The organism is Rahnella victoriana (assembly GCF_004330295.1).
Taxonomy (GTDB): domain Bacteria; phylum Pseudomonadota; class Gammaproteobacteria; order Enterobacterales; family Enterobacteriaceae; genus Rahnella; species Rahnella victoriana.
Genome location: NZ_SJOJ01000028.1, coordinates 17,024 through 42,583 on the forward strand (window position 1 = coordinate 17,024; position 25,560 = coordinate 42,583).

At 55.9% G+C, this 25,560-nt stretch carries 28 protein-coding genes; 19 read left to right on the forward strand and 9 right to left on the reverse strand.

The features are described from left to right. Nucleotides 1-583: 583 nt before the first annotated feature. Nucleotides 584-3,286 carry a magnesium-translocating P-type ATPase gene (gene mgtA, locus EYY67_RS19975; RefSeq protein ID WP_131694245.1) on the reverse strand — a complete coding sequence of 901 codons (2,703 nt, stop codon included), beginning with the start codon at nucleotides 3,284-3,286 and terminating at the stop codon, nucleotides 584-586. Nucleotides 3,287-3,629: 343 nt separating this feature from the next. On the opposite strand from mgtA, the gene treR reads away from it, so the two are divergent. The 5 genes from treR to nrdG all read left to right on the forward strand — a co-directional run bounded on the left by treR (nucleotide 3,630) and on the right by nrdG (nucleotide 10,772). Further along, nucleotides 3,630-4,586, forward strand: a complete 957-nt coding sequence (gene treR, locus EYY67_RS19980; protein WP_131694246.1) for a trehalose operon repressor TreR — start codon at nucleotides 3,630-3,632, stop codon at nucleotides 4,584-4,586. A 151-nt stretch (nucleotides 4,587-4,737) separates the two neighbouring features. Continuing rightward, nucleotides 4,738-6,156: a PTS trehalose transporter subunit IIBC gene (gene treB, locus EYY67_RS19985; protein WP_119823366.1), complete on the forward strand. Its 1,419-nt coding sequence runs from the start codon at nucleotides 4,738-4,740 to the stop codon at nucleotides 6,154-6,156. A gap of 21 nt (nucleotides 6,157-6,177) precedes the next feature. Next, nucleotides 6,178-7,821 carry an alpha,alpha-phosphotrehalase gene (gene treC / locus EYY67_RS19990; protein WP_131694247.1) on the forward strand — a complete coding sequence of 548 codons (1,644 nt, stop codon included), beginning with the start codon at nucleotides 6,178-6,180 and terminating at the stop codon, nucleotides 7,819-7,821. A 343-nt stretch (nucleotides 7,822-8,164) separates the two neighbouring features. Then, on the forward strand, nucleotides 8,165-10,303 hold the full coding sequence (gene nrdD, locus EYY67_RS19995; RefSeq protein ID WP_131694265.1) for an anaerobic ribonucleoside-triphosphate reductase: 2,139 nt from the start codon (nucleotides 8,165-8,167) through the stop codon (nucleotides 10,301-10,303). A gap of 4 nt (nucleotides 10,304-10,307) precedes the next feature. Then, nucleotides 10,308-10,772: an anaerobic ribonucleoside-triphosphate reductase-activating protein gene (gene nrdG / locus EYY67_RS20000; protein ID WP_131694248.1), complete on the forward strand. Its 465-nt coding sequence runs from the start codon at nucleotides 10,308-10,310 to the stop codon at nucleotides 10,770-10,772. 46 nt (nucleotides 10,773-10,818) lie between these two features. On the opposite strand, the gene EYY67_RS20005 is transcribed toward nrdG, so the two are convergent. From EYY67_RS20005 to EYY67_RS20020, 4 genes are all read right to left on the reverse strand, one after another. After that, nucleotides 10,819-11,133, reverse strand: a complete 315-nt coding sequence (locus EYY67_RS20005; RefSeq protein ID WP_131694249.1) for a CcdB family protein — start codon at nucleotides 11,131-11,133, stop codon at nucleotides 10,819-10,821. Beyond that, nucleotides 11,134-11,295 carry a type II toxin-antitoxin system CcdA family antitoxin gene (locus tag EYY67_RS20010; protein ID WP_131694250.1) on the reverse strand — a complete coding sequence of 54 codons (162 nt, stop codon included), beginning with the start codon at nucleotides 11,293-11,295 and terminating at the stop codon, nucleotides 11,134-11,136. A gap of 119 nt (nucleotides 11,296-11,414) precedes the next feature. Further along, nucleotides 11,415-11,702 carry a helix-turn-helix domain-containing protein gene (locus tag EYY67_RS20015; RefSeq protein ID WP_131694251.1) on the reverse strand — a complete coding sequence of 96 codons (288 nt, stop codon included), beginning with the start codon at nucleotides 11,700-11,702 and terminating at the stop codon, nucleotides 11,415-11,417. Then, the gene (locus tag EYY67_RS20020; protein ID WP_242675617.1) at nucleotides 11,686-12,030 is read right to left on the reverse strand and encodes a type II toxin-antitoxin system RelE/ParE family toxin; all 345 of its coding nucleotides are present in this window, start codon (nucleotides 12,028-12,030) and stop codon (nucleotides 11,686-11,688) included. Before EYY67_RS20020 ends, EYY67_RS20015 begins: the two co-directional genes overlap by 17 nt. 304 nt (nucleotides 12,031-12,334) lie before the next feature. On the opposite strand from EYY67_RS20020, the gene phnF reads away from it, so the two are divergent. The 10 genes from phnF to EYY67_RS20070 are packed head-to-tail and all read left to right on the forward strand — an operon-like array spanning nucleotide 12,335 to nucleotide 19,959. Further along, nucleotides 12,335-13,060, forward strand: a complete 726-nt coding sequence (gene phnF / locus EYY67_RS20025; RefSeq protein WP_131694253.1) for a phosphonate metabolism transcriptional regulator PhnF — start codon at nucleotides 12,335-12,337, stop codon at nucleotides 13,058-13,060. Then, nucleotides 13,061-13,504, forward strand: coding sequence for a phosphonate C-P lyase system protein PhnG (gene phnG / locus EYY67_RS20030; protein WP_095923632.1), 444 nt, complete (start codon nucleotides 13,061-13,063; stop codon nucleotides 13,502-13,504). A 3-nt stretch (nucleotides 13,505-13,507) separates the two neighbouring features. After that, complete coding sequence (gene phnH / locus EYY67_RS20035) at nucleotides 13,508-14,089, forward strand: phosphonate C-P lyase system protein PhnH (protein ID WP_095923633.1); 582 nt, start codon at nucleotides 13,508-13,510, stop codon at nucleotides 14,087-14,089. After that, nucleotides 14,089-15,171, forward strand: a complete 1,083-nt coding sequence (locus EYY67_RS20040; protein ID WP_131694254.1) for a carbon-phosphorus lyase complex subunit — start codon at nucleotides 14,089-14,091, stop codon at nucleotides 15,169-15,171. Before phnH ends, EYY67_RS20040 begins: the two co-directional genes overlap by 1 nt. Then, on the forward strand, nucleotides 15,161-16,036 hold the full coding sequence (locus EYY67_RS20045) for an alpha-D-ribose 1-methylphosphonate 5-phosphate C-P-lyase PhnJ (RefSeq protein WP_095923635.1): 876 nt from the start codon (nucleotides 15,161-15,163) through the stop codon (nucleotides 16,034-16,036). The genes EYY67_RS20040 and EYY67_RS20045 overlap by 11 nt, the downstream gene beginning before the upstream one ends. Then, nucleotides 16,036-16,827: a phosphonate C-P lyase system protein PhnK gene (gene phnK, locus EYY67_RS20050; RefSeq protein ID WP_131694255.1), complete on the forward strand. Its 792-nt coding sequence runs from the start codon at nucleotides 16,036-16,038 to the stop codon at nucleotides 16,825-16,827. The genes EYY67_RS20045 and phnK overlap by 1 nt, the downstream gene beginning before the upstream one ends. Before the next feature lie 25 nt (nucleotides 16,828-16,852). Beyond that, on the forward strand, nucleotides 16,853-17,560 hold the full coding sequence (gene phnL / locus EYY67_RS20055; RefSeq protein ID WP_131694256.1) for a phosphonate C-P lyase system protein PhnL: 708 nt from the start codon (nucleotides 16,853-16,855) through the stop codon (nucleotides 17,558-17,560). Then, entirely contained in the window at nucleotides 17,557-18,693 is a 1,137-nt protein-coding gene (phnM, locus tag EYY67_RS20060) for an alpha-D-ribose 1-methylphosphonate 5-triphosphate diphosphatase (RefSeq protein WP_131694257.1), read from the forward strand. Before phnL ends, phnM begins: the two co-directional genes overlap by 4 nt. A 43-nt stretch (nucleotides 18,694-18,736) precedes the next feature. Further along, nucleotides 18,737-19,312, forward strand: coding sequence for a ribose 1,5-bisphosphokinase (gene phnN, locus EYY67_RS20065; RefSeq protein WP_131694258.1), 576 nt, complete (start codon nucleotides 18,737-18,739; stop codon nucleotides 19,310-19,312). Nucleotides 19,313-19,320: 8 nt separating this feature from the next. Next, a complete protein-coding gene (locus tag EYY67_RS20070; RefSeq protein ID WP_131694259.1) occupies nucleotides 19,321-19,959 on the forward strand; it encodes a DapH/DapD/GlmU-related protein in 639 nt (212 codons plus the stop codon). A 75-nt stretch (nucleotides 19,960-20,034) separates the two neighbouring features. Here the strand turns inward: EYY67_RS20070 and EYY67_RS20075 are convergent, their stop codons facing one another. Next, nucleotides 20,035-20,676 (reverse strand): Rossmann-fold NAD(P)-binding domain-containing protein, encoded by a 642-nt coding sequence (locus EYY67_RS20075; RefSeq protein ID WP_095923641.1) that lies wholly within the window; start codon nucleotides 20,674-20,676, stop codon nucleotides 20,035-20,037. Between the two features lie 186 nt (nucleotides 20,677-20,862). Between EYY67_RS20075 and EYY67_RS20080 the strand changes: the two genes are divergently transcribed. Further along, nucleotides 20,863-21,381, forward strand: coding sequence for a type 1 glutamine amidotransferase domain-containing protein (locus EYY67_RS20080; RefSeq protein WP_095923642.1), 519 nt, complete (start codon nucleotides 20,863-20,865; stop codon nucleotides 21,379-21,381). A gap of 28 nt (nucleotides 21,382-21,409) precedes the next feature. Here EYY67_RS20080 and EYY67_RS20085 read toward each other — a convergent pair whose 3' ends face one another. Then, the gene (locus EYY67_RS20085) at nucleotides 21,410-21,850 is read right to left on the reverse strand and encodes a YhbP family protein (RefSeq protein ID WP_131694260.1); all 441 of its coding nucleotides are present in this window, start codon (nucleotides 21,848-21,850) and stop codon (nucleotides 21,410-21,412) included. Between the two features lie 115 nt (nucleotides 21,851-21,965). Between EYY67_RS20085 and EYY67_RS20090 the strand changes: the two genes are divergently transcribed. Next, the gene (locus tag EYY67_RS20090) at nucleotides 21,966-22,268 is read left to right on the forward strand and encodes a GIY-YIG nuclease family protein (RefSeq protein WP_095923644.1); all 303 of its coding nucleotides are present in this window, start codon (nucleotides 21,966-21,968) and stop codon (nucleotides 22,266-22,268) included. 40 nt (nucleotides 22,269-22,308) lie between these two features. On the opposite strand, the gene EYY67_RS20095 is transcribed toward EYY67_RS20090, so the two are convergent. Together EYY67_RS20095 and ubiT are read right to left on the reverse strand one after the other, a co-directional pair. After that, nucleotides 22,309-22,812 carry a GNAT family N-acetyltransferase gene (locus EYY67_RS20095; RefSeq protein ID WP_119823390.1) on the reverse strand — a complete coding sequence of 168 codons (504 nt, stop codon included), beginning with the start codon at nucleotides 22,810-22,812 and terminating at the stop codon, nucleotides 22,309-22,311. Then, nucleotides 22,806-23,327 carry a ubiquinone anaerobic biosynthesis accessory factor UbiT gene (gene ubiT, locus EYY67_RS20100; protein WP_095923646.1) on the reverse strand — a complete coding sequence of 174 codons (522 nt, stop codon included), beginning with the start codon at nucleotides 23,325-23,327 and terminating at the stop codon, nucleotides 22,806-22,808. Before ubiT ends, EYY67_RS20095 begins: the two co-directional genes overlap by 7 nt. A gap of 315 nt (nucleotides 23,328-23,642) precedes the next feature. On the opposite strand from ubiT, the gene ubiU reads away from it, so the two are divergent. Continuing rightward, nucleotides 23,643-24,638, forward strand: coding sequence for a ubiquinone anaerobic biosynthesis protein UbiU (ubiU, locus tag EYY67_RS20105; RefSeq protein ID WP_119823392.1), 996 nt, complete (start codon nucleotides 23,643-23,645; stop codon nucleotides 24,636-24,638). 13 nt (nucleotides 24,639-24,651) lie between these two features. Next, entirely contained in the window at nucleotides 24,652-25,530 is an 879-nt protein-coding gene (locus tag EYY67_RS20110; RefSeq protein ID WP_131694261.1) for a U32 family peptidase, read from the forward strand. The last annotated feature ends 30 nt before the right edge of the window (nucleotides 25,531-25,560 follow it).

The window sequence follows — 25,560 nt, forward strand, 5'->3', positions numbered from 1 at the left end:
AGAAAAAAAATCCCAGTTTAGTCGAACTCTAATTAATACTGGATCACTCGTTTTGATATATTAATTCATACGGCATATACATCTACCAACGTTTTACAAAAAAAACTTATGAGTGATGGCGTAGCCAAGGAACGGGAATTCATTACGCCGACGTTGGTCTGTACGCCCTACTATACCCTTTGCACCAACAAGCATTCAATCACATTACTCACTCGTTACTGGCTAACCTGACATTACTTGTTCTTGATTTTTTTATTTGAAAATTCACTTATTGTGTAAAATACACACTTATTAGAATTTCTTTAAACGAAACATATAAAATAAATCACTCGCATTAGAGTTTGATATCCGGCCACGGCATTAGCGGTAAATTCCCGGCTGGCGCGGCAAACGCGGAAAAGGTGAGAAACAGGGATGAAGCCAGAAGGGTACGACGGAAAGGCAATAACATCGGTGAAATTCCTCAGAGTAAAAAGCGCGCCATCTTAGCCCGCTGAATCTAAAGGAATAACTATAGTCGCTGGATAAAATAAAGGCGGTGACTGAGTTAACAATCACCGCCTTTATGATTAACGCGAAACCCTTATTGCCAGCCGTAACGGCGCACGAACCAGCCTTTCACGCACTGCGTCAGCACCATGTAACCGGCCAGGATCGCCACCAGCCACGGGAAGTAGCTCAGCGGCAGCGGCTGCAATTGCAGGAAACCGGCAACGGGTGAGTAAATCAGGGAGATGCCGGTCACCACCACCAGCAGCGTCATGATGCACAGCGGCCAGGAGGCGCGGCTCTGAATAAACGGCACTTTGCGGGTGCGGATCATGTGCACGATCAACGTCTGCGACAGCAATCCTTCAATGAACCAGCCGGACTGGAACAGCGTCTGCGCCTCCACCGTATTGGCCTGGAACACCCACCACATCAGGCCAAAGGTCATGATATCGAACACGGAACTGATCGGCCCGAAGAACACCATAAAGCGGCCAATGTCACCCGCGTTCCAGCGCTGCGGTTTTGCCAGTTGCTCTTCATCCACGTTATCAAACGGGATCGCCACCTGAGACACATCGTAAATCAGGTTCTGAATCAGCAGATGCAGCGGCAACATCGGCAGGAACGGCAGGAAGGCGCTGGCGACCAGCACGCTGAACACGTTACCGAAGTTAGAACTGGCGGTCATTTTGATGTATTTCAGCATGTTGGCGAAGGTTCTGCGCCCTTCTGTCACACCCTGCTCCAGCACCATCAGGCTTTTTTCCAGCAGAATGATATCCGCCGCTTCTTTGGCGATATCCACCGCCGAATCCACGGAAATACCAATGTCTGCCGCACGCAGCGCCGGGGCGTCGTTAATGCCGTCGCCCATAAACCCGACCACATGCCCTTCACCACGCAACACGCGCACAATGCGCTCTTTGTGCATCGGCGTGAGTTTGGCGAACACCGTGGTGTCGCGGGCGACCCGCAGCAACTGACTGTCATCCATGGCATCAATATCGCTGCCGATCAGCACGTTATCGGCCTGTAATCCCACATCTTTGCAGACTTTGCGCGCCACCAGCGGATTATCGCCGGTGAGGATTTTCACCGTCACACCCTTGCGTTGCAGCGCGTCCAGCGCCGGTGCAGTGCTCTCTTTTGGCGGATCGAGAAACGCGATATAACCGGCAAGGATCAGGCTGGATTCATCGGTCACGCCATAACCCTGCGTGCGCGATGGCATCACTTTATGCGCCACTGCCACCACGCGCAGCCCCTGCTGATTGAGATCGTCGGTAATGCGGCGGATACGCGCCAGCAACACATCGGTCAGCGGCACAATCTCACCGTTGAGCTGCACCAGCGTACAAATCGACAGCATTTCTTCCAGCGCGCCTTTGCAGATCAGACGATGGTTCTGATCATTTTCGGCCACCACCACAGACATACGGCGGCGGTCGAAATCGAACGGAATTTCATCGACTTTCAGCGAGTGATGCGCCTTGCTGGCATCACCGCATTCCAGCACCGCGACATCCAGCAGATTTTTCAGGCCGGTCTGATAATGGCTGTTCAGCCACGCCAGATGCAGCACGTCGTCGTTGGTTTCACCGAGCACGTCGGTGTGGCGCTCGAGCACGATTTTATCCTGCGTCAGCGTTCCGGTCTTATCGGTGCAGAGGATGTCCATCGCGCCGAAGTTCTGGATGGCGTCCAGACGTTTAACGATCACTTTCTGGCGGGACAGTTTGACCGCGCCTTTCGCCAGCGTCGAGGTGACAATCATCGGCAGCATTTCCGGTGTCAGCCCGACCGCCACGGAGAGCGCGAACAGCGCCGCTTCCCACCAGTCGCCTTTGGTGTAGCCGTTGATCACCAGCACGACCGGCGTCATCACCATCATAAAGCGGATCAGCAGCCAGCTGACTTTGCTGATCCCGGCCTGGAAGGCATTCGGCTGGGTATCTTCCTGAACCACACGTTCGGCGAGCTGGCCGAACCAGGTTTTGCCGCCGGTGGCAATCACCATGGCGATCGCCGTGCCGCTCACCACGTTGGTGCCCATAAAGCACAGCGTGTTCAGTTCAAGCGGGTCCGCCGCCACCGGTTTTTTCTCGCAGGCATGTTTTTCCACCGGCAGGGATTCACCGGTCAGCGCCGCCTGGCTGATGAACAGATCTTTGGCAGACAGAATGCGCAGATCCGCCGGGATCATATCGCCCGCCGACAGTTTGATCAGATCACCCGGCACCAGCTGGCTGATCGGGATTTCCACCGTTTCGCTGCGCCCGGTTTGAGCGTCACTGCGCAGCACCGTGGCGGTATTGCTGACCATGGCTTTCAGCGCATCCGCCGCTTTGTTGGAGCGCGCTTCCTGAATAAAATGCATAAACGTAGAGATCAGCACCATCGCGCCAATCACCAGCGCGGCGGTCAGATCGTCGGTAGCGTAGGACACCAGCCCGAGCACGGTCAGCAGCAGGTTGAACGGATTGCGGTAGCAGTGCCATAAATGCAGCCACCACGGTGCCGGTTGCTGGTCGCCGGTCTGATTGAGGCCGGACACCTCGCGGATCGCGTCGGCTTCGTGCGCCGTCAGCCCTTCAGGATGGCTGGCGAATTGCAGATACAGCTGGTCTTCCGTGGCACGGGCACAGGCCTGACAATGTGCCGACATCGCGGCAGGGATCGCCTGCGCAGCACGGGCCGGCACGTTTTCTAGCATCGGGTCACGACGGACTAAACGACGCGGTAAGTTACGGCTGAGCGCAGTGAGCAGCCGGGAAGTGAAATTTTTGAACATCATTCGCACCTTTGTTGCGCCCACGGCAAAGCCGCCGTGAGCATGGCAAAAGGGTTATAAAAACAGGGCGAACGAAAAAGACGATCGCCACTGCTTACCAGGTAACGTCACGGCAAGCAGCAGCAAAAATGCGGGTGCTTACCGGATCACAACGGACCTACTGAGTTGGGGTCGGGTTCCATGGGTTTTCACCTCCGGTAAGGAACGGTTGGGAAATTCATACGCATCGGGTATAAAAATCCGTTAGGGTAACGGCACGGATGACGCACACAGCATCTCCGGCGAGCGCACTATACGCCGGTTAACTACAACCAAATTTAAACCTGACCCTCTTTCACCTGAAAACATGACCCTACAAAATCGCCTGACCATTAATGATATTGCCCGCCTGAGCGGTGTCGGAAAATCCACGGTTTCCCGCGTTTTAAATAACGAAGGCAACGTCAGCCCGCAAACCCGCGAACGGGTGTTACAGGTGATTGAACAGCAACATTTCAGCCCGTCGAAATCCGCGCGGGCGATGCGTGGCTTCAGCGATAAAATTGTGGCGATCATTGTGTCGCGCCTGGATTCTCCGTCAGAAAATCAGGCGGTGCGCGCCATGCTGCCGCTGTTTTATCAGCAGGGTTACGACCCGATTGTGCTGGAAAGCCAGTTCAGCGCCGAACGCGTTAAAGAGCATTTACAGGTGCTGAAGCAGCGCAATATCGACGGCGTGGTGTTGTTTGGTTTTACCGGTTTATCGGCGCAAATGCTGACGCCGTGGCAGGACAAACTGGTGATGCTGGCGCGCGATATGCCGGGGTTGTCTTCGGTGTGTTATGACGATGCCGGTGCGGTACAACTGCTGATGAACAAGTTGCTGGCGCAGGATATCCGCCGCATCGGGTTTATCGGCGTTTCGCCACGGGACACCACCACCGGTCAGCGACGCAGTGAAGCTTATCAGGCGTTGTGTCAGGCGCAGGGGCTGACGCCGCACATGGCGCTTGGCGAACTGACCTATCAGAGCGGTTTTGACCTGATCCCGCGCTTACTGGAAAACGACATTCAGGCGGTGATTTGCGCCTCGGATACCATCGCTATCGGCGCACAGAAATACCTGCAACAGCAGCAAATCCGCGACATTCAGGTCTGCGGTATCGGCAATAACCCGCTGCTGCATTTCCTGTTCCCGGAATCGTACTCGGTGGAACTCGGTTATGGCGCAGGCGGCGAAGCGGCAGCCCGACAATTGCTGACGCAGCTCAGCGGTTCTGCGCCCGTGCAACAGCTGATTATCCCCGGAAAGCTGGCTTTCTGATCCCCTGCCTTTCTGCCCTGTACCTTTCTTAAAAGCAGAAACTTTGTGATCGTCCCGGCAAAACCGGGAACGTTCCCGGACAAGTTCCCGCCGCCTTCGCTATGCTTAAACCGTACCCTACACACTCACGCTACATCACAGGCCACTTCCCATGAGCAAAGTTAAGCAACAGGATGTTGATCAGCTGATCGCCCTTGTCGGCGGCAGCGACAATATCGCGATGGTGACTCACTGCATTACGCGTCTTCGTTTCGTCCTCAATGATCCGTCTAAAGCCGATCCGAAAGGTCTCGAAGCCCTGCCGATGGTCAAAGGCTGCTTCACCAATGCCGGGCAATTTCAGGTAGTGATCGGGCCGGAAGTGGACGATTACTATAAAGTTTTACTCGCCAGCACCGGTAAAAGTCAGGCGGGAAAAGAGCAGGCAAAAATCGCCGCCCGCCAGAATATGAGCTGGTTTGAACGCAGCATTTCGCACTTTGCGGAAATCTTCTTCCCGCTGCTCCCGGCGCTGATCAGCGGCGGTTTAATTCTCGGTTTCCGCAACGTCATCGGTGAAATCCCGATGAGCGACGGCCAGACGCTGGCGCAGATGCATCCGCTGTGGCAGTCGATTTACGACTTCCTGTGGCTGCTCGGCGAAGCGGTGTTTATGTTCCTGCCGGTGGCGGTCTGCTGGTCAACGGTCAGAAAAATGGGTGGCACCGAAATCCTCGGCATCGTGCTGGGTATCACGCTGGTGTCGCCACAGCTGATGAACTCCTACAACCTCGGTCAGCAAATTCCCGAAGTGTGGAATTTCGGCTGGTTCACCATCGAAAAAGTCGGTTATCAGGCGCAGGTCATTCCTTCCGTGCTTGCCGGGATGGCGCTGGCGATGATTGAAAATGGCCTCAAACGCATCGTGCCCAATTACCTGTATCTGGTGATTGTGCCGGTCAGCTCACTGCTGATTGCCGTCTTCCTGGCGCATACGCTGATCGGGCCGTTTGGTCGTATGGTCGGCGACGGTGTGGCCTTCGCCGTGAAATTCATCATGACCGGCAGCCTCGCGCCGGTCGGTGCGGCACTGTTTGGCTTCCTCTACGCGCCACTGGTGATTACCGGCGTGCATCAGACCACACTCGCCATCGATATGCAGATGGTGCAAAGCACCGGCGGCACCCCGGTCTGGCCGCTGATCGCCCTCTCCAACATTGCGCAGGCTTCCGCCGTGGTCGGGGTGATTATCGTCAGCCGTAAACACAACGAACGTGAGATTTCCGTCCCTGCCGCCATCTCCGCCTTCCTCGGCGTCACCGAACCGGCCATGTACGGGATCAACCTGAAATACCGCTTCCCGATGCTGTGCGCCATGATTGGCTCCGCCTGTGCCGGTCTGATTTGCGGCCTGTTCCACGTGACGGCCAACGGCATCGGCGTCGGCGGCTTGCCGGGCATTCTGTCCATCAAACCGCAGTTCTGGAGCATTTACGCACTGGCCATGCTGGTGGCGATTGTGGTGCCAGTGATCCTGACCGTCGTGGTGTATCAGCGTAAAGCGCGCCGTGGCGAGCTGGCCGTGGCGTAAGACATTCAAAAGGAAAATGGAATGAGCAGCGAATTGCCGTGGTGGAAAAACGGCGTGATTTACCAGATTTACCCAAAGAGTTTTCAGGACACCACCGGTAGCGGTACGGGGGATATCAACGGCATCACGCAGCGTCTGGATTACCTGAAAACGCTCGGCGTCGATGCCCTGTGGCTGACGCCGATGTACCTGTCGCCGCAGATTGATAATGGCTACGACGTGGCGGATTACTGCGAGATTGACCCGGCTTACGGCACGCTGGAAGATTTCGAACGGCTGACCGCAGAGGCGCATCAGCGCGGGATCCGCATCGTGATGGACATGGTGTTTAATCACTCTTCCACGCATCACGAATGGTTCCGCCAGTCGCAGGATCCGGGCAGTCCGTTCCGTCCGTTTTATATCTGGCGTGACGGCGCGGACGGAGGCGGGCCGCCGAATAACTGGCGTTCAAAATTCGGTGGCGGCGCCTGGCAGTGGCATGAAACCAGCGGTCAGTATTATCTGCATCTGTTCGCCACCGAGCAGGCCGATCTCAACTGGGAATACCCGCCGGTGCGCGAGGCGCTGAAAAAAGTCTGCCAGTTCTGGGCGGACAAAGGCGTCGACGGGCTGCGTCTGGACGTGATCAATCTGGTGTCCAAGCAGCAGGATTTCCCGTCTGACGACGCCGGGGATGGCCGCCGTTTTTACACCGACGGCCCGCGCATTCATGAGTTCCTGCAGGAATTCAGCCGCGACGTGTTCAAACCCCTCGGGCTGATGACCGTCGGCGAAATGTCTTCCACCCAACTGGAGCACTGCCGCCGTTACGCCGCCAACGACGGCAGCGAACTGTCGATGACCTTTAACTTTCATCACCTGAAAGTGGATTATCCGAACGGCGAAAAATGGACTGACGCGCCACCGGATTTTATCCAGCTTAAGCAGATTTTCCGCGACTGGCAGCAGGGCATGCACGGTCACGCCTGGAACGCGCTGTTCTGGTGTAATCACGATCAGCCGCGCATCGTGTCGCGTTTTGGTGATGAAGGCGCACTGCGCACCACGTCGGCTAAAATGCTGGCGATGGTGCTGCACGGTCTGCAGGGCACGCCGTACATTTATCAGGGCGAGGAAATCGGCATGACCAATCCGGGCTTCAGACATCTCGAGCAATACCGCGATGTGGAAAGCCTGAACATGTTTGCCGAACTGAAAACGGATGGCCGCGACACCGCAGAACTGCTGCGCATTCTGGCGAAGAAATCGCGGGACAACGCGCGTACGCCGATGCAATGGAACGCCGGAGATCAGGCCGGATTTACCACCGGCACACCGTGGATTTCCGTCAGCCACAATGCCAGAGACATCAATACCGAACAGGCGCTGGCCGATAAAGACTCGGTGTTTTATCTGTATCAGCAACTGATCCGCCTGCGCAAAACATTGCCGGTACTGACCGGTGGCGATTATCAGGATTTGCTGCCAGAGCATCCGCAACTCTGGTGCTATACCCGCACGGCAGACGGCAAAACCCTGCGGGTGATGGCAAACCTGAGCGCACAGGATCAGGCGTTCACCTTGCCGGAATTCAGCGGCAGCACGGTGCTGAGTAATTATGCGACACCGGCACTTTCCGGCACGCTGCGTCCGTACGAATGTCTGTGGCAACTCGCCGGATAATCTGAATTTTCCCTTCTGTCGGGTCGGTCACATCCGTGGCTGACCCGTTTGTTTTTTATGCATCCCCTTATAAAACAACAGGCAAAATTCAGGCCAGAATTTACATTTGGTCATCAATTCTTCCGCCAAAAAAATTCTTTGTTTCAGGTCAATAAAACGAGAATTATCACTCGCGTGAATGCTACATATAGTGTGTATAGTACACACCCAACCCAATATATAGCGGTTTACCGCGACAGCTACACAACCGGCCTGTAAGCCTTGTGCGGCGCGGGATCCGCCCAAAAGGAGTGTCATTGTGAAGGCAGACAGACTGGAAACCCTACCCGCAAAATCCACTACAATGCAGCCCATCGTGATTAAGCGGGATGGTTGTCAGGTCCCTTTCGATGAAGTTCTGATCAAACAAGCGGTGCAACGCGCTGCCGCTGCCGCAGGCATCGACAGCATTGGTTATTGCGAGCAGGTTGCCCGGATTGTCGCTGAAACGCTGCAAGATCAGGCGCGCGTCGATATCCATGAAATTCAGGATGCGGTTGAAAATCAGCTGATGGCTGGCCCATATAAAAAACTGGCTCGTGCCTATATTGAATACCGCCACGACCGCGATGTGAAACGCGAAATGCGCGGACGTCTGAATCAGGAAATTCGCGGTCTGGTCGAGCAAAGCAACATGGCGCTGCTCAACGAAAACGCCAACAAAGACAGCAAAGTCATTCCTACCCAGCGCGATTTGCTGGCCGGGATCGTGGCGAAGCATTACGCCAAACAGCATATTTTACCGCGTGAAGTGGTGCTGGCGCATGAGCGTGGCGAAATCCACTATCATGACCTCGATTACTCCCCGTTCTTCCCGATGTTTAACTGCATGCTGATCGACCTGAAAGGCATGCTCAACCACGGGTTTAAAATGGGTAACGCTGAAATTGACACCCCGAAGTCCATTTCCACCGCCACGGCCGTGACCGCGCAGATTATTGCGCAGGTCGCCAGCCACATTTATGGCGGCACCACCATTAACCGCATCGATGAAGTGCTGGCCCCCTTCGTCACCGCCAGTTTCAATAAACACCGCCAGACTGCCGAAGAGTGGCAGATTGCCGATGTTGAAGCGTTCGCTCATAACCGCACGGAGAAAGAGTGCTATGACGCCTTTCAGTCGCTGGAATATGAAGTCAATACGCTGCATACCGCCAACGGCCAGACGCCGTTCGTCACCTTTGGTTTCGGTCTGGGCACCTCATGGGAATCCCGTCTGATCCAGCAGTCAATCCTGCGTAACCGCATTGCCGGACTGGGCAAAAACCGCAAAACCGCGGTGTTCCCGAAACTGGTGTTCGCCATCCGCGACGGCCTGAATCATAAAGCCGGTGACGCCAATTACGACATCAAGCAACTGGCACTGGAATGCGCCAGCAAACGCATGTACCCGGACATTCTCAATTACGATCAGGTAGTGAAAGTCACCGGTTCCTTCAAAACGCCGATGGGCTGCCGCAGTTTCCTGGGCGTTTACGAAGAAAACGGCGAGATGATCCACGAAGGCCGCAACAATATCGGCGTGATCAGCCTGAACCTGCCGCGCATCGCGCTGGAAGCGAACCGCGACGAAGCGGCGTTCTGGGCACTGCTCGACGAACGTTTATTGCTGGCGAAGAAAGCCCTGATGACCCGCATTGCGCGCCTCGAAGGCATCAAGGCGCGCGTCGCACCGATCCTGTACATGGAAGGTGCCTGCGGCGTTCGTCTGAAAGCCGACGACGATATTTCCGGCATCTTCAAAAATGGCCGCGCCTCGATTTCACTGGGCTACATTGGCGTGCATGAAACCATTAACGCGCTGTTCGGCGACCATACCCACGTGTTCGACGCCAGCCAGTTGCGCGAAAAAGCCGAGGCGATTGTGGCTCGTCTGAAAGCCGCCACCGACAGCTGGAAAGACGAAACCGGCTACGGCTTCAGTCTGTACAGCACACCCAGCGAAAACCTGTGCGACCGTTTCTGCCGTCTGGACAAAGCCGAATTCGGCCTGGTGGCCGGTGTCACCGACAAAGGGTATTACACCAACAGCTTCCATCTGGACGTCGAGAAGAAGGTCAATCCGTATGAAAAACTCGATTTCGAAGCGCCATATCCGCCGCTGAGCAATGGCGGTTTCATCTGTTACGGCGAATACCCGAACCTGCAACACAACCTGAAAGCGCTGGAAGATGTGTGGGATTACAGCTACAGCCGTGTGCCTTATTACGGCACCAACACGCCGATCGATGAGTGCTACGACTGCGGTTATACCGGCGAATTCGAGTGTACCAGCAAAGGTTTCACCTGCCCGAAATGCGGCAATCACGAACCTTCCCGCGTGTCGGTCACCCGCCGCGTGTGTGGTTATCTTGGCAGCCCGGATGCCCGTCCGTTTAATGCCGGTAAGCAGGAAGAAGTGAAACGCCGGATTAAACATCTGGGTAACGGCCAGCTGGGTTAATGCTGTGAACTTCCATCAGTATTACCCGATTGATGTGGTGAACGGGCCGGGAACACGCTGCGTACTGTTCGTTTCCGGCTGCGTCCACGAATGCCGCGGGTGCTATAACAAAAGCACCTGGCGGCCGGATTCCGGCAAGCCATTTACGCAGGCAGACGAAGACCGCATCATCGCCGATCTGCAAAATCCAGTGATCCCGCGTCAGGGTCTGACGCTGTCCGGCGGCGACCCGCTGCATCCACAAAATCTGTCGGCGGTGCGCCAGCTGTTGTTACGTGTACAGGCGGAATGTCCGGGCAAAGATGTGTGGATGTGGACCGGTTATACACTCGGCGAACTGACAGTGGAACAGCAGGACGTGGTGGCGCTGATTAATGTGCTGGTCGATGGGAAATTCGTGCAGGAACTGAAAGACCCGTCGCTTATCTGGCGCGGCAGCGGCAATCAGGTGATTCATTATTTGCGGTAAGCACGTAACCGTAACGTTTCAGAGGGGAAATCATCCCCCTCACTTTTCAGATTCCATTCAGTAAAAAATCAAATGCGTTTTTCACTTCGTAGATTTCACCGTCGAGCTGCCTGACCTGATCACCGATTTCCCGAGGCGGGATCCCTCCGGGAATATGCGTCATCAGCACATAATGTTTGTGCTGAATTTTGAGTAACGGACACAGCTTTTTAGGGGGAGAAATCGCCATCCTTGCAAGGGGAACCAGTGGCACCATGACCGTATTACCGAAGCCACTGGCAGCAGGATGGAGAATATTAAGCAGGTACGGATAAGCGGCTTTGCGCTTACCCATATTTTTATAAATAGCAAAATGCTCCATTTATAATTTCCGTGGCGGATGGGTTAGCGTCCCATGTTTTTCCACATATTTCTTGATGGCCTCAAGCCCCGCTTTGTTTTCACGTCGCCATTGTTCAATGGCGGTTTCCTGAAGAGGTTGCTCCAAAGACGTTTTAAAATCCCTCTTATTTTCTAATGACATAACCGTTCCTTTTACGAGTTTTAGTATAAAAAACAATCAACTAAAACAAGTGTATTCCTTCACGCTCTTCCCGTAAGTCACCACTGTTAAATCCTGCGAGACGTCTTCCAACTCTTATTTCACACCATGACTTTTCCACCGATTTCAATGTGGGTGATGTGCAAATCCGCACTCGCCAGCATGTTGACCAGCATATCAATACTGAATACCGAGATTTTACCGCGTACCAGATCCGATATGCGTGGCTGAGTAACGCCAAAAAACGTCGCAGCCTGAGCCTGAGTCATTTTGTTCTTTTCGATATGGGCAGTGAGAACCATCATTAATCTGGAGCGTATTTTCATATTCTCAGCTTCCTGGGGCGTTTCTTCGATGGCATCCCAGACATTGTCAAAACTCTGAATCATGTTTCCTCCGGCTTACTTCTGATTTATAGCGTTTTTTAGCCAGCTCCAGATCATGGTGATTTGTGGCCTGGGATTTTTTCTGAAAGCAGTGCAGCACATAAATGGCTTCTTTAAATTTGGCGATATACAAAATCCGGTAGATACCTTCCGCATCTTTAATCCGTAATTCACGCACCCCCATCCCTACATCTGGCATGGGCTTCCAGTCAAAAGGAATTTCCCCATGTTGCACCCGATACAACTGGTGTCCTGCTTCCCGCCGGGCCTGCAAGGGAAAACGCTGTAAATCCGCCAAACTGCTGTCGACAAAGAAGATCCTTTTCATCATACCTCTGCGAATTGATTATACAAAATTTTATATAATCGCGTGAATAATAACCTTGAGGGTTTTTGCCATCGCCCGTGCCGCCGAAATGTAATTCTCTGCTGATCGCCGGTAAATCTTCCCTTTTCATTCCTGCGAGACGTCTTCCAACTCTTCATTTTCCTGCAACCAGACCTTCACCCAATTGTCACTTAGCACGGCCAAGATGATGCCAACGCCACACTGAGGTTTGCATCATGACCCTTTCAGAACGTTTTCAACTTTCCCCTGCCATTGCCCGTTTATCCCGTGCGAGGTATTCATTGTGATGAACTTATCTAGACATCCGACCAGTCATACAACGGTATATCAGCAAATCGCTGCTGAACTGGAACAGGAGCTGCGTAACGGTTACCGCTGCGGCGATTATCTGCCGCCGGAACAACAGCTTGCCGAACGTTTTCAGGTGAACCGCCATACGCTGCGCCGTGCAGTGGATGAACTGGTGGATCGCGGCTGGCTGCAACGCCGTCAGGGCATTGGCACGCTGGTGCTGATGCGGCCTTATGATTATCCGCTGCATTCGCAGGCACGTTTCAGCCAGAACCTGCTGGATCAGGGCAGTCACCCGACCAGCGAACGTCTGCTGGCGGTGTTGCGTCCGGCCACCGATCACGTTGCCGCGGCGCTGTCACGTCAGGAGGGCGATACGGTGATCCACCTGCGCACGCTGCGCCGCGTCAACGGCGTGCCGGTCTGCGTGATTGATCACTACCTGCCGGATCTCGACTGGTGGTCTGCGCTGCAAAATTTCCACAGCGGCTCCTTGCACGATTTTATCCGTGAGGAAATTAAGCAAAAGCTCAGCCGCCGTACCACCCGTATCAATGCCCGCCGCGCGCTGGCGAAAGAAAGCAAATTACTCGAAATCGTCCCGCAGGCACCGCTGCTGTGTGTCCGCACCCTGAACATCTGTGAAGGCAGCGATGCGGTGGCGGAATATTCCGTCAGCCTGACGCGCGCCGACATGATCGAACTGACCATGGAGCACTGAATGGATCACCTGCAAACCCGCCAGCGCTGGATGTCGGTGCTGGCTCACAGCCGCCCCGATGAACTGCTTGCGCACTGGCAGCCGCTGAATTTATCACCGCAATTCGAACGTATTCGTGCCCCTGAAACCGGACTGACTCAGCTTCAGGGCCGCATGGGGGCTACCGGCAAACGTTTTGTGATGGGCGATATGACCGTCACCCGCGCCGTCATTCAGTTAGACGGCGGCGTCTACGGCTACAGCTACGTCAGCGGGCGTCATAAACCGCACGCCGAACTGTGTGCAGTGATTGATGCGCTGCTGCAAATGCAGGGCATGGACGAATTGCTGCACAAACGCGTGATTGCCCCGCTGGCCGCGCTGCAACAGGAACGCCGCCAGCAACGCGCCCGTGAAGTGGCTTCCAGCCGCGTCGATTTCTTTACCCTGGTTCGCGGAGAATAACGCATGTCACTAGTTGCCAGTTTTCAACATCCGGTTGCCGATGCACAGTACAGTTTCCGTCGTATTCTCAAGGCGTTAAGTGAGCCGGGTGTCAGCGTGCCGTTGCCTGCCATGCCCGGTTTTGGTGCCTTAGGTTCCGCCAGCGCCTGCGTGCTGCTGACACTTATCGATCAGGACACGCCGCTGTGGCTGAGCGCATCGCTTAACGATGAAATTCTGCGTAAGAACCTGCGCTTTCATACCGGCGCGCTGCTCACCGATGATCCGTCCTCTGTCAGTTTTGCGCTGGCCGATCCGGCGCTCGACAGCGCCACCCTGCTGGCTTTCCCGTGCGGCGATGAGATGTCACCGGAACTGGCGACAAGCGTGATTGTTCAGCTGGAAAGCCTGACCGGCGGCACACCGCTGCGTCTGCGCGGGCCGGGCATTGAAAGCAGCCGCATGATTTCCCCGCAGTTGCCTGATTGTGTCCGCGATTATCTGCTCAACCGCCCTCACCGTTTCCCGCTGGGTCTGGACTTTATGTTCACCTGCGGCGAAGACCTGATTGCCGTGCCGCGCACCACGCGCGTGGAGGTGTGCTGATGTACGTCGCCGTGAAAGGAGGTGAGAAGGCGATTGCCGCCGCTCATCAGTTGCTGGCGCACGCGCGCCGTGGCGACACCGGGGTCAGTGAACTGGGCTGTGACCAGATCGAACAGCAACTGGGTCTGGCGGTAGATCGCGTCATGAGTGAAGGCGGAATTTACGACCGCGAACTGGCGGCGCTGGCGATTAAGCAATCCGGCGGTGATCTGGTGGAAGCCATTTTCCTGCTGCGCGCTTACCGCACCACCCTGCCGCGTCTGGCGACCAGCGAACCGCTGAACACCCGGTCGATGCGTCTGGAACGCCGTATTTCCGCCATTTATAAAGATTTACCCGGCGGTCAGGTACTCGGCCCGACCTACGATTACACCCACCGCCTGCTGGATTTTGCCCTGCTGGCGGAAGGCGAAGCGCCCTTCACACCGGTGGCCGATGAGCCACAGCCCGAAGAGTGCGGCCATGTGTTTGATTTGCTGACGCAACAACAACTGGCGGTGCAGGAGGAAGACGACGGCAGTGAGCCGGAAGATATCACCCGCACGCCCCCGGTGTATCCGGCGTCACGCGCGGCGCGTCTGCAACAACTGGTGCGCGGCGACGAAGGTTTTCTGCTGTCACTGAGTTATTCCACCCAGCGCGGATATGGCCGTACCCATCCGTTTGCCGGTGAAATCCGTACCGGCTGGCTGACCGTGGAAATCGTGCCGGAAGAACTGGGTTTTGCGATTGATATCGGCGAGATCCTGCTGACCGAATGCGAAATGGTGAACGGTTTTGTCGCGCCGGAAGACAAGCCACCGCATTTCACCCGGGGCTACGGGCTGGTGTTTGGCCGCTCCGAGCGCAAGGCGATGTCGATGTCACTGGTTGACCGCGCCCTGCAAACCCGCGAATACCACGAACAAATCAGCAGCCCGGCGCAGGACGAGGAATTCGTCTTGTCCCACGCCGATAACGTCGAAGCCGCCGGTTTTGTCTCGCACCTCAAGCTGCCGCATTACGTCGATTTTCAGGCCGAGCTGGAGTTGTTAAAACGCCTGCGCGCCGCGAAACAACAGGATCCCGCCCATGAACAATAATGCCGCCCACACGATCACCGGTTACAACCACGGTTATCTCGACGAGCAGACCAAACGCATGATCCGCCGCGCGATCCTCAAAGCGGTGGCGATCCCCGGTTATCAGGTGCCGTTCGCCGGTCGCGAGATGCCGATGCCTTACGGCTGGGGCACCGGCGGGATCCAGCTGACCGCCAGCGTGATTGGCGAAAACGACGTGCTGAAAGTGATTGATCAGGGTGCGGATGACACCACCAACGCCGTGTCGATCCGCAAATTCTTCCAGAGCGTCGCCGGCGTGAAAACCACCGGCAAAACCGTGGAAGCCAGCCTGATCCAGACCCGCCACCGCATTCCGGAAACGCCGTTGCAGGAAGATCAGATCCTGATTTTTCAGGTGCCGATCCCTGAGCCGCTGCGCTTTATTGAACCGCGTGAAACGGAAACCCGCAAAATGCACGCGCTGGAAGAGTACGGCGTGATGCAGGTGAAACTGTATGAAGACATCGCGCGCTTCGGGCATATCGCCACCACTTACGCCTATCCGGTGAAAGTGAATGACCGCTACGTGATGGATCCGTCGCCGATCCCGAAATTTGATAACCCGAAAATGAACATGATGCCCGCGTTACAGCTGTTCGGTGCCGGACGTGAAAAACGTATTTACGCCCTGCCGCCGTTCACCAAAGTCGAAAGTCTGGATTTCGACGATCATCCTTTCACCGTCCAGCAATGGGATGAACCCTGCGCGCTCTGCGGTTCACACCACAGCTATCTCGATGAAGTGGTACTCGACGATCAGGGCAACCGCATGTTCGTGTGCTCCGACACCGATTTTTGCGCTCAGCAGCTTGAGCAACAGGCTTCCAACGAGGGTAACCGCTGATGAACACTCCGTTAAATCTGGCCGCTGAACCCCTGCTGTCGGTGAATAACCTGACCCATCTTTATGCGCCGGGCAAAGGCTTCAGCGATGTGTCGTTCAGTCTGTATCCCGGCGAAGTGCTGGGCATTGTCGGCGAATCCGGCTCGGGCAAAACCACGCTGTTGCAGTCGATTTCCGCCCGTCTCGCGCCACAGCTTGGCAATGTGATTTACAACAACGGTCAGACACCCGCGCAGTCGTTGTATGACATGGCCGAAAGTGACCGCCGCCGTTTGCTGCGCACCGACTGGGGCGTGGTGCATCAGCATCCGATGGACGGTTTACGCCGCCAGGTTTCGGCCGGGGGCAATATCGGTGAGCGTCTGATGGCGGTCGGTGAACGTCATTACGGCAATATCCGCAAAAAAGCCGGTCAGTGGCTGGAAGATGTCGAAATTCCGGTTTCCCGCATTGATGACCTGCCGACTACGTTTTCCGGCGGGATGCAGCAACGTCTGCAAATCGCCCGCAATCTGGTGACGCATCCGCGGCTGGTGTTTATGGATGAACCGACCGGCGGGCTGGACGTGTCCGTGCAGGCGCGTCTGCTGGATTTACTGCGCACGCTGGTGGTGGAAATGCAGCTGGCGGTGGTGATTGTCACCCATGATCTGGGCGTCGCCCGTCTGCTGGCGCACCGTTTGCTGGTGATGAAACAAGGTCAGGTGGTGGAAAGTGGATTAACCGACCGCGTGCTCGACGATCCCCATCATCCGTATACGCAGCTTTTAGTCTCCTCTGTCCTTTCCTAACCCTTTTACACAATGAGTGACCAAAATGACGACGAAGCTCAGGGTCGAAAATCTCAGTAAAACCTTTGTCCTGCATAATCAGAACAGCGCCAGATTGCCGGTGTTCAGCAACGCCAGTCTGACGGTCAGTGCCGGGGAATGCGTGGTGTTGCACGGCCATTCCGGCAGCGGGAAATCCACGTTATTGCGCTCTCTGTACGGCAATTATCTGCCGGACAGCGGCAAGATCTGGGTGGAACATCAGGGACAGCAGATCGATATGGTCAGCGCCGAAGCGCGTGAGATTCTGGCGGTGCGCCGACATACGGTCGGCTGGGTCAGCCAGTTTCTGCGGGTGATCCCGCGTATCAGCGCCCTGAATCTGGTGATGCAGCCGCTGCTGGAACTGGGCGTGGATAAAGCGCAGAGCGAAGCCCGCGCCAGCGCCCTGCTGCGCCATCTGAACGTGCCGGAACGTCTGTGGCATCTTGCCCCGTCGACGTTCTCCGGCGGCGAACAGCAGCGCGTGAATATCGCACGAGGCTTTGTGGTGGATTACCCGGTGCTGTTGCTCGATGAGCCGACCGCCTCGCTGGATGCCACCAATCGCGCGGCGGTGGTGACGCTGATTGAACAGGCCAAGGCGCGCGGGGCGGCGGTGGTCGGGATTTTTCATGATGAAGATGTCCGCGAACGCGTTGCCGATCGTTTGTATGAAATGAGCCCTGAAACCGCGCCGGAGATGTCCGCATGATCATTAATAACGTAAAACTGGTGCTCGACGATCAGGTGGTTGAAGGGTCGCTGGAGATGAAAAACGGCGTGATCAGCGCCTTCGCCGACAGCCGCAGTCAGTTGCCACAGGCGCTGGATGCGCAGGGCGGCTGGTTACTGCCGGGTTTAATCGAGCTGCACACCGACAATCTGGATAAATTTTTCACTCCCCGCCCGAAAGTGGACTGGCCTGCACATTCCGCCATGAGCAGCCACGATGCGCTGATGGTCGCCAGCGGCATCACCACGGTGCTGGACGCCGTGGCGGTCGGAGATGTGCGCGACGGCGGCCATCGTCTGGAAAATCTGCAAAAGATGATCGACGCGATTGTGAACAGCCAGAACGCCGGGCTGAACCGCGCCGAGCACCGACTGCATCTGCGTTGCGAGCTGCCGCATGAGACCACGTTGCCGCTGTTTGAGAAGCTGATGGATACGCCGGTTTTATCCCTGGTGTCGCTGATGGATCACTCGCCGGGTCAGCGCCAGTTCGCCACGCCGCAGAAGTATCGCGAATATTATCAGGGTAAGTACAACCTCAACGACGAACAGATGGACGACTATCAGGAAGAGCAGATCGCCCTCTCCCGGCGCTGGGCGCAGCCAAACCGTGAAGCGATTGCCGCACACTGCCGCGAGCGCACTATTTCGCTGGCCAGCCACGACGATGCCACCGCCGCGCACGTCGAAGAATCCCTGGCGCTCGGCAGCGTGATCGCCGAATTCCCGACAACGGAAGAAGCCGCGCGCGCCTCTCACGCCAACGGTTTGCAGGTGCTGATGGGCGCACCCAATATCGTGCGCGGCGGCTCGCATTCCGGCAACGTCGCGGCGCACCATCTGGCGTCTCTGGGGCTGTTGGATATTCTCTCTTCCGATTATTACCCCGCCAGCCTGCTCGACGCGGTGTTCCGCATTGCCACCGATGACAACAACGCATTCAGCCTGCCGCAGGCGGTGAAGCTGGTGACGCGCAATCCGGCTAACGCGCTCGGGTTGCAGGATCGCGGAGAAATTGCCGAAGGCAAACGCGCGGATCTGGTGCTGGCGCGGGCGCATGGCGAACATCACTACGTGCAAAACGTCTGGCGTCAGGGCATTCAGGTGTTCTGAAGGGAAGAGAGCTGGCCGGATTCTTACTCAGTAAGGAGATAAAATGAGTCGTTTACTTTATCTGATGGGCGCTTCGGGATCGGGAAAGGACAGTCTGCTCGACGCCCTGCGCCAGCATTTACCGGCCAATGTCGCGGTGGCGCATCGTTATATCACCCGCCCTGCCGATGCCGGTTCTGAAAATCATATTGCCCTGAGCGAAGCCGAATTTATTCAGCGTCACCGGCAGGGATTGTTCGCGCTGGACTGGCATGCGCACCAGTGCCGGTACGGCGTCGGCATTGAAATCGACCACTGGATGCAACTGGGCTGTCACGTGGTGATCAACGGCTCGCGGGCGCATCTGGAAAAAGCCCGTCAGCGTTATGGTCAGCGGCTCGTGCCGGTGTGTCTGCAGGTGTCTGAAATCGTGCTGGCGGAACGTCTGACCCGGCGCGGACGCGAAGACGCGGCGCAGGTTGCCGGCCGTCTTCAGCGCGCCAGAGAATATGCCAGTGCGCTGCCTGCCGGCTGTCATCTGCTGAACAACGACGGCGCATTGCAGGAAACGTTACAGCATTTACTGGCGATCCTTTCGCTGCCGGTGAATGCCTTCCATTATCCCGTCACTTCATCATGAAGGATATTATGAGCGACATTATTTCTCCGTTTTCACCGGCAGATGATCAGGATTATGCACGGGCTAAAATCGGTCAGCAGGTGGAACTGAACCGCTCGCAACTCGGACAGTACGTGCATATTGCCGATAACGCGATCATCGAAGAAACGCAGATCGGCGATTACTCTTACACCGCCGGAAACAATCAGATCTTCTATGCCACGATCGGCAAATTTGTATCGATCGCCACGTATGTGCGGATCAATCCCGGCAATCATCCGACTTATCAGCGTGTGGCGCAGCACCATTTTACTTATCGCAGTTCAGCCTACGGACTGGGGGGGGACGATAAGGATTTCTTCGACTGGCGGCGTGAGCATCACGTCACGGTGGGAAATGATGTGTGGATTGGCCATAACGCGGTGCTGATGCCCGGCGTCAGCGTCGGCAATGGCGCAGTGATCGGCACCTCAGCGGTGGTGACCAAAGACGTCGAGCCGTATGCCATCGTCGCCGGTGTCGCCGCCAAAAAGATCGGCATGCGCTTTGACGACACGATGATCGCCCGGATCGAGAAAAGTCAGTGGTGGGACTGGGATCATGACACGCTGAAAGAAAGGATGCCGGACTTCAGGGATCTGGCCGTGTTTGCGGAAAAGTATTTGTGAGGACCGACAGGCAGAAAATTCGCGTTTTTTGCCTGATACCTTATCACACGGATCCGGCTGAGCGGATCCCGCGAATTAAAGATCTTCGATACTGGCCGCAATCTGATCGGATTCCAGCACGGTAATGCCGCCCAGACCGGCGTTAAATGCCTGCTCCTGCAAGGCTTTCGCCACAATGTCTGAATCGATGGCTTTCCATTTACCCGGCAGCATTTTAAATAACGGCGCGCTGAGTTGCTCGAGCAGGCGCGGCGGATGACGTTTGCCCACCAGCAATGAGGGACGGACCAGCGTCAGCAACGGCCATCCCTGCTGCATCAGCGCCAGTTCCATTTCGCCTTTGGTACGGTTATACAGAAAACGCGAGCGTGCATCCGCGCCGTGCGCACTGACCGCCAGACAATGGCGCGCACCCAGCTCCCGCGCGGCCTTGGCGCAGTCGACCACCAGATCGTAATCCACCGCCCGGAAGGCCTGCGCACTGCCCGCCTGTTTACGCGTGGTACCCAGACAGCAGAACAGCAAATCGACAGGTTCATCCAGCGCCACCACCAGCGACGTCAGATTATTGCCCAGCGGGTTGATTAATTTATTGCCCGGCGGCAGCGGATGGCGGCTCGGTGCCACAATGCGGCTGACCCGCGGATCAAGCTGTAACAGGCGTAAAAGCTCGCGCCCAATCAGACCACTTCCGCCCAGCAGAAGAACTTTTGCCATATCACTTCCTTTTAAATAACGGCACACAATCGCAGAGAATTGAAGTGTTACCCGAATGTGAATATCACGCTATAAGACAGTTCCTGTTACCTGGCCGAACTCGGACGAATCCAGTTTGATCTGACCACGGCGGAGTCCTAGGCTTAAGAGTGCATGATGAAAAACACATTCTCAGCAGGAGGAACCATGAGCAAGAAAATAGCGGTACTCATCACTGATGAATTTGAAGATGCAGAATTCACCTCGCCCGCCGAGGCTTACCGCAAGGCGGGGCATCAGATCGTCACTATCGAGAACAAAGCGGGTAACGTCGTCAAAGGGAAACAGGGCAAAGCGTCCGTCACCATTGATAAATCGATCGATGAAGTGAAAGTGTCAGACTTTGACGCCCTGTTGCTGCCGGGCGGACATTCGCCGGATACCCTGCGCGGCGACGACCGTTTTGTCGCGTTCACCCGGGCGTTCGCCGAAAGCGGCAAACCTATATTTGCCATCTGCCACGGCCCGCAGTTGCTGATCAACGCCGATGTCGTGCGCGGCCGTAAACTCACCACGGTGAAACCGGTGGTGGTGGATGTGAAAAATGCCGGTGCCGAGTTTTACGATAAAGAAGTGGTGGTCGATCAGGATACGCTGGTCACCAGCCGCACACCGGACGATCTGCCTGCGTTTAACCGCGAATCCCTGAGGATTCTGGCCGCGTAGTCCCGACGCCCCTCTCCGCGCAGAGGGGCTATTCCCCTTCCCGATCCCACAGCAGTTTCTTGCCAAATCCCAGCGCGTTATCGGTCATTTTGATGTGACGGAGTTTCAGCGCCCAGACCGGTGCTTTCATGGCGATGGCGACCGGAAAATGTTTGCAGTATAGATGGCGGGCATGACGTTCTTCTTCCCCCGCCAGCACGGTGGCTTCACCGCGGTACTGAATGCCTTTGATAAGCGCGATGGTTTTCGGGTGCGGCGCAATGGTGCCGACAATCTGTGGTGAGCGGGACATCAGCGTGCCGTGCAGGGTTTTCAGCTCGGTCATGAAATACAACATCATGCGGTCTGCGTCGGTGACGTAAAAACAATTGGCGCTCCACATCTCACCGTCAGCGGCGGCACACAGCGCCAGCACATGATTTTTTTTTAGAAACGTCAGGATATGTTTCAGGTCATCAGGGTTATTCATCGCCGGTCCTTATTGTCATTTCTGACAGTTTAACGCTGTATGCCAATGTTTTGCCTCACTCTGTTGTGCCTTTCGGGTAAACTTACATAACCTTTTCTTTCCGGTACCCGCGCTTATGTCCGCCACCGCTCACTGGTTTTTATATATGCTGAGAACCCCGACCGGTATGCTTTATACCGGCATCACCACCGACGTGACACGGCGTCTCGGCCAGCATCAGTGCGGAAAAGGCGCGAAGGCATTGCGCGGAAAAGGGGAATTGCAGCTGGCGTTCCATTGCCAGGCCGGTGACCGTTCGCTGGCGTCCAGACTGGAGCTGAAAGTTAAAAAGCTGAGTAAGGCGCAGAAAGAATTGCTGGTCCGCAACGCACCGGCATGTCTGGAAAACTATCTGGGATTGACGGAAGACGGAAAATGAAAAAGGCCGGGGATCCGGCCTTTGCTGTCTCTGAAAAGATTCAGAAACGATTGAACGCTGACGGAAAGACCACTTCACCGCTGGCGTCAGTCAGTGCATCGTCCGACAGGGTAAACAGCTGGAAAGCGGCTTCGGTGCCGATCCAGCGGCAGCGCAGGCCGTGAGCGGCAGCAGGTTTGAAACCGAAACGGTTGTAATACGCAGGGTCGCCAAGCACCACGACAGCGGCGTAACCGAATTCATTCAGGGAATCTAACCCTTCATACACCAGTTTTTCGCCCAGCCCCTGACCGCGCAGGGATTGTTCCACCGCCAGCGGCGCCAGCGCCACCCAGTTGCGGTCTTCGCCCTGAATGTCCACCGGACAAAACGCCACATAACCGACCACGCCGCCTTCATCATCCGTGGCAACCACGCCCAGCGTCAGCAGGCCATCTTCGCGTAATTCCTGCACCAGATCGGCTTCTGCGCCGGTGGGGAATGAGGCACGCAACAGGCGGTCTATGCCCGCGGCATCGACCGGAATTTCAGTACGGATTAACATGGCTCAGCTACCGGAGCTTGCGGCTCGCGGTCCTCTTGCAGTCCCGCTTCGACGAAATCGGCCAGACGCAGCAGACCGTTTTTCAACAACAGCGGCATGGTATCGAGATCGATAGAATCCATCAGGTTTTTCACATACAGACCCAGCTCGGTGTCGCCTTCAATGTGCAGACGGCGCTGGAAGAACAGCGTATCCGGGTCTTCTTTACGGGCGGCGATCAGGATCAGATCATTCGCCGTGCCGCTGAAACTGACATCGGCGTCGCCCTGTTCGGCGATCACCAGCTTGCCTTCTTCCACTGACATCAGCCAGCTCAGATTCAGATCGCTGACTTCAATTTTTAACCAGCGGTCCTCGAGGAAATCCAGTTCGCCATCCGCCAGCGCCTGACGAAGCTGCCAGCTCAGCACCTGTTGCAAAACCTGTCGCTGCAACGCAAACGGCGTGAATTTCAAGGGCACACTCAACAGGGATGGCCCCTGACGGACCATACGTGCACGTAGTTTTTGCAACACTGGCACTACTCCTTTCGGTAACTTTTCGGCAAGTTTTAAGGCAGTTATACGGCCTATTTTGCCATAACGTCGGTATTGTTCAGCGGTCTACATCAATAAATACTGCAACAGAAAAACGCCACGTACAACCTCCCCGACAACGGTATGCCTTTCAACGCCGCAGAAACTGCCTCAAATCAAAATATTGCATCCATAGCTTCTCTAAAATAGTTCGCCAATCAAAGCCCTGACTGATGAATGAATGACGTCGGCAACTGGCTTTTCATCACCCCCAACCCTTCAGCTCTGGCTGGCCGGTTGCAGTAAGGAACGAGAATGGAGCTACTTTGCCCGGCAGGGAATTTACCTGCGCTGAAAGCGGCGATCGACAATGGCGCGGATGCGGTTTATATCGGTCTGAAAGATGACACCAACGCCCGCCATTTCGCCGGTCTGAATTTCACGGAGAAAAAGCTGCAGGAAGCCGCCAGTTACGTCCACCGTCACCGCCGCAAACTGCATATCGCCATTAATACGTTTGCGCATCCCGACGGTTATCAGCGCTGGGAACGCGCCATTGATATGGCCGCGCAGCTCGGCGCAGATGCACTGATTCTGGCGGATCTGGCGATGCTTGATTATGCCGCGAATAAATATCCCCACGTTGAGCGCCATGTGTCGGTACAGGCGTCTGCCACTAACGATGAGGCGATCCGTTTCTATAAACGTAACTTTGATGTCGCCCGCGTGGTGTTGCCGCGCGTGCTTTCCATGCATCAGGTGCGTCAGCTTTCCCGTACCACCGTGGTGCCGCTGGAAGTGTTCGCCTTCGGCAGCCTGTGCATTATGGCCGAAGGTCGCTGTTATCTGTCGTCCTATCTGACCGGCGAATCACCGAATACCGTCGGTGCCTGTTCACCGGCGCGGTTCGTGCGCTGGCAGCAAACCGCGCAGGGCATGGAATCACGTCTGAATGATGTGCTGATCGACCGTTATGACGAAGGCGAAAACGCCGGTTATCCGACGCTGTGTAAAGGCCGTTATCTGGTGGATGGCGCGAAATACCATGCGCTGGAAGAGCCGACCAGCCTGAATACGCTGGAATTATTACCGGAGTTGTTTGCCGCCAATATTGCCTCGGTGAAAATTGAAGGGCGTCAGCGCAGCCCGGCCTATGTCAGCCAGGTGGCGCGCGTCTGGCGTGCGGCGATTGACCGCTGTATGGCCGATCCGCAGCACTTCAAAACCGATGAAGCCTGGATGAAGACGCTGGGTGCCATGTCTGAGGGCACACAAACGACGCTCGGTGCTTATCACCGCAAGTGGCAGTAATAAAGAGACGATGATGAAATATTCTTTGGGTGCCATCCTGTATTACTGGCCGAAAGCGCAGGTTGAAGACTTTTATCAGGCCGCCGCCGCCAGCAGCGCGGATGTGATTTATCTCGGCGAAAATGTGTGCAGCAAACGCCGTGAGATGAAGGTGAATGACTGGCTGGAGATCGCCCGCCAGCTGGCCGCGACCGGCAAGCAGGTGGTCATTTCCACGCTGGCATTGTTGCAGGCACCGTCCGAACTTAACGAACTGAAACGTTATGTGGAAAACGGCGAGTTTTTGCTGGAAGCCAATGATTTCGGCGCGGTGAACATGGCGGCGGAACGTAACCTGCCGTTTGTCGTCGGCCATGCGCTGAACTGCTATAACGCGGTCACGCTGAAATTGCTGCATAAACAAGGCATGGTGCGCTGGTGTATGCCGGTCGAGCTTTCCCGCGACTGGCTGGTGAATCTGCTGAACCAGTGTCAGGATCTGGGCATCCGCGATAAGTTTGAAGTGGAAGTATTGTCATACGGCCATCTGCCGCTGGCCTATTCGGCGCGCTGTTTTACCGCACGTTCTGAAAACCGGGCGAAGGATGAATGCGAAACCTGCTGCATCCATTATCCGCAGGGCCGGAAAATGCTGTCACAGGAAAATCAGCAGGTGTTTGTGCTTAACGGCATTCAGACCCAGAGCGGTTATTGCTATAACCTCGGCAATGAACTGACGTCGATGCAGGGACTGGTGGATATCGTGCGTCTGTCGCCGGAAACCCCGGAAACGCTCGCCACACTGGAAGCCTTCCGCAACAACGAACGCGGTTTACAGCCTCTGACCCTCACCGATAAAGCCGACTGTAACGGCTACTGGCAGCGTGTGGCCGGGCTGGAATTACGTCAGTAAGCGCACGCAGACAACATGAAAAAGGGAGAT

Excerpts from the sequence above, each read along its gene's own strand:
- phnM (WP_131694257.1), top strand. The coding sequence starts at position 17,557 with ATGATCATTAATAACGTAAAACTGGTGCTCGACGATCAGGTGGTTGAA.
- phnG (WP_095923632.1), top strand. The coding sequence starts at position 13,061 with ATGGATCACCTGCAAACCCGCCAGCGCTGGATGTCGGTGCTGGCTCAC.
- treC (WP_131694247.1), top strand. The coding sequence starts at position 6,178 with ATGAGCAGCGAATTGCCGTGGTGGAAAAACGGCGTGATTTACCAGATT.
- EYY67_RS20010 (WP_131694250.1), bottom strand. The coding sequence starts at position 11,295 with ATGTCATTAGAAAATAAGAGGGATTTTAAAACGTCTTTGGAGCAACCT.
- treB (WP_119823366.1), top strand. The coding sequence starts at position 4,738 with ATGAGCAAAGTTAAGCAACAGGATGTTGATCAGCTGATCGCCCTTGTC.
- EYY67_RS20095 (WP_119823390.1), bottom strand. The coding sequence starts at position 22,812 with ATGTTAATCCGTACTGAAATTCCGGTCGATGCCGCGGGCATAGACCGC.
- EYY67_RS20020 (WP_242675617.1), bottom strand. The coding sequence starts at position 12,030 with ATGATGAAAAGGATCTTCTTTGTCGACAGCAGTTTGGCGGATTTACAG.
- EYY67_RS20045 (WP_095923635.1), top strand. The coding sequence starts at position 15,161 with ATGAACAATAATGCCGCCCACACGATCACCGGTTACAACCACGGTTAT.
- ubiU (WP_119823392.1), top strand. The coding sequence starts at position 23,643 with ATGGAGCTACTTTGCCCGGCAGGGAATTTACCTGCGCTGAAAGCGGCG.
- EYY67_RS20085 (WP_131694260.1), bottom strand. The coding sequence starts at position 21,850 with ATGAATAACCCTGATGACCTGAAACATATCCTGACGTTTCTAAAAAAA.
- EYY67_RS20070 (WP_131694259.1), top strand. The coding sequence starts at position 19,321 with ATGAGCGACATTATTTCTCCGTTTTCACCGGCAGATGATCAGGATTAT.
- phnL (WP_131694256.1), top strand. The coding sequence starts at position 16,853 with ATGACGACGAAGCTCAGGGTCGAAAATCTCAGTAAAACCTTTGTCCTG.
- EYY67_RS20090 (WP_095923644.1), top strand. The coding sequence starts at position 21,966 with ATGTCCGCCACCGCTCACTGGTTTTTATATATGCTGAGAACCCCGACC.
- mgtA (WP_131694245.1), bottom strand. The coding sequence starts at position 3,286 with ATGATGTTCAAAAATTTCACTTCCCGGCTGCTCACTGCGCTCAGCCGT.
- EYY67_RS20110 (WP_131694261.1), top strand. The coding sequence starts at position 24,652 with ATGAAATATTCTTTGGGTGCCATCCTGTATTACTGGCCGAAAGCGCAG.
- EYY67_RS20015 (WP_131694251.1), bottom strand. The coding sequence starts at position 11,702 with ATGATTCAGAGTTTTGACAATGTCTGGGATGCCATCGAAGAAACGCCC.
- phnK (WP_131694255.1), top strand. The coding sequence starts at position 16,036 with ATGAACACTCCGTTAAATCTGGCCGCTGAACCCCTGCTGTCGGTGAAT.
- phnN (WP_131694258.1), top strand. The coding sequence starts at position 18,737 with ATGAGTCGTTTACTTTATCTGATGGGCGCTTCGGGATCGGGAAAGGAC.
- phnF (WP_131694253.1), top strand. The coding sequence starts at position 12,335 with ATGAACTTATCTAGACATCCGACCAGTCATACAACGGTATATCAGCAA.
- EYY67_RS20040 (WP_131694254.1), top strand. The coding sequence starts at position 14,089 with ATGTACGTCGCCGTGAAAGGAGGTGAGAAGGCGATTGCCGCCGCTCAT.
- EYY67_RS20080 (WP_095923642.1), top strand. The coding sequence starts at position 20,863 with ATGAGCAAGAAAATAGCGGTACTCATCACTGATGAATTTGAAGATGCA.
- nrdD (WP_131694265.1), top strand. The coding sequence starts at position 8,165 with ATGCAGCCCATCGTGATTAAGCGGGATGGTTGTCAGGTCCCTTTCGAT.
- EYY67_RS20075 (WP_095923641.1), bottom strand. The coding sequence starts at position 20,676 with ATGGCAAAAGTTCTTCTGCTGGGCGGAAGTGGTCTGATTGGGCGCGAG.
- EYY67_RS20005 (WP_131694249.1), bottom strand. The coding sequence starts at position 11,133 with ATGGAGCATTTTGCTATTTATAAAAATATGGGTAAGCGCAAAGCCGCT.
- treR (WP_131694246.1), top strand. The coding sequence starts at position 3,630 with ATGACCCTACAAAATCGCCTGACCATTAATGATATTGCCCGCCTGAGC.
- phnH (WP_095923633.1), top strand. The coding sequence starts at position 13,508 with ATGTCACTAGTTGCCAGTTTTCAACATCCGGTTGCCGATGCACAGTAC.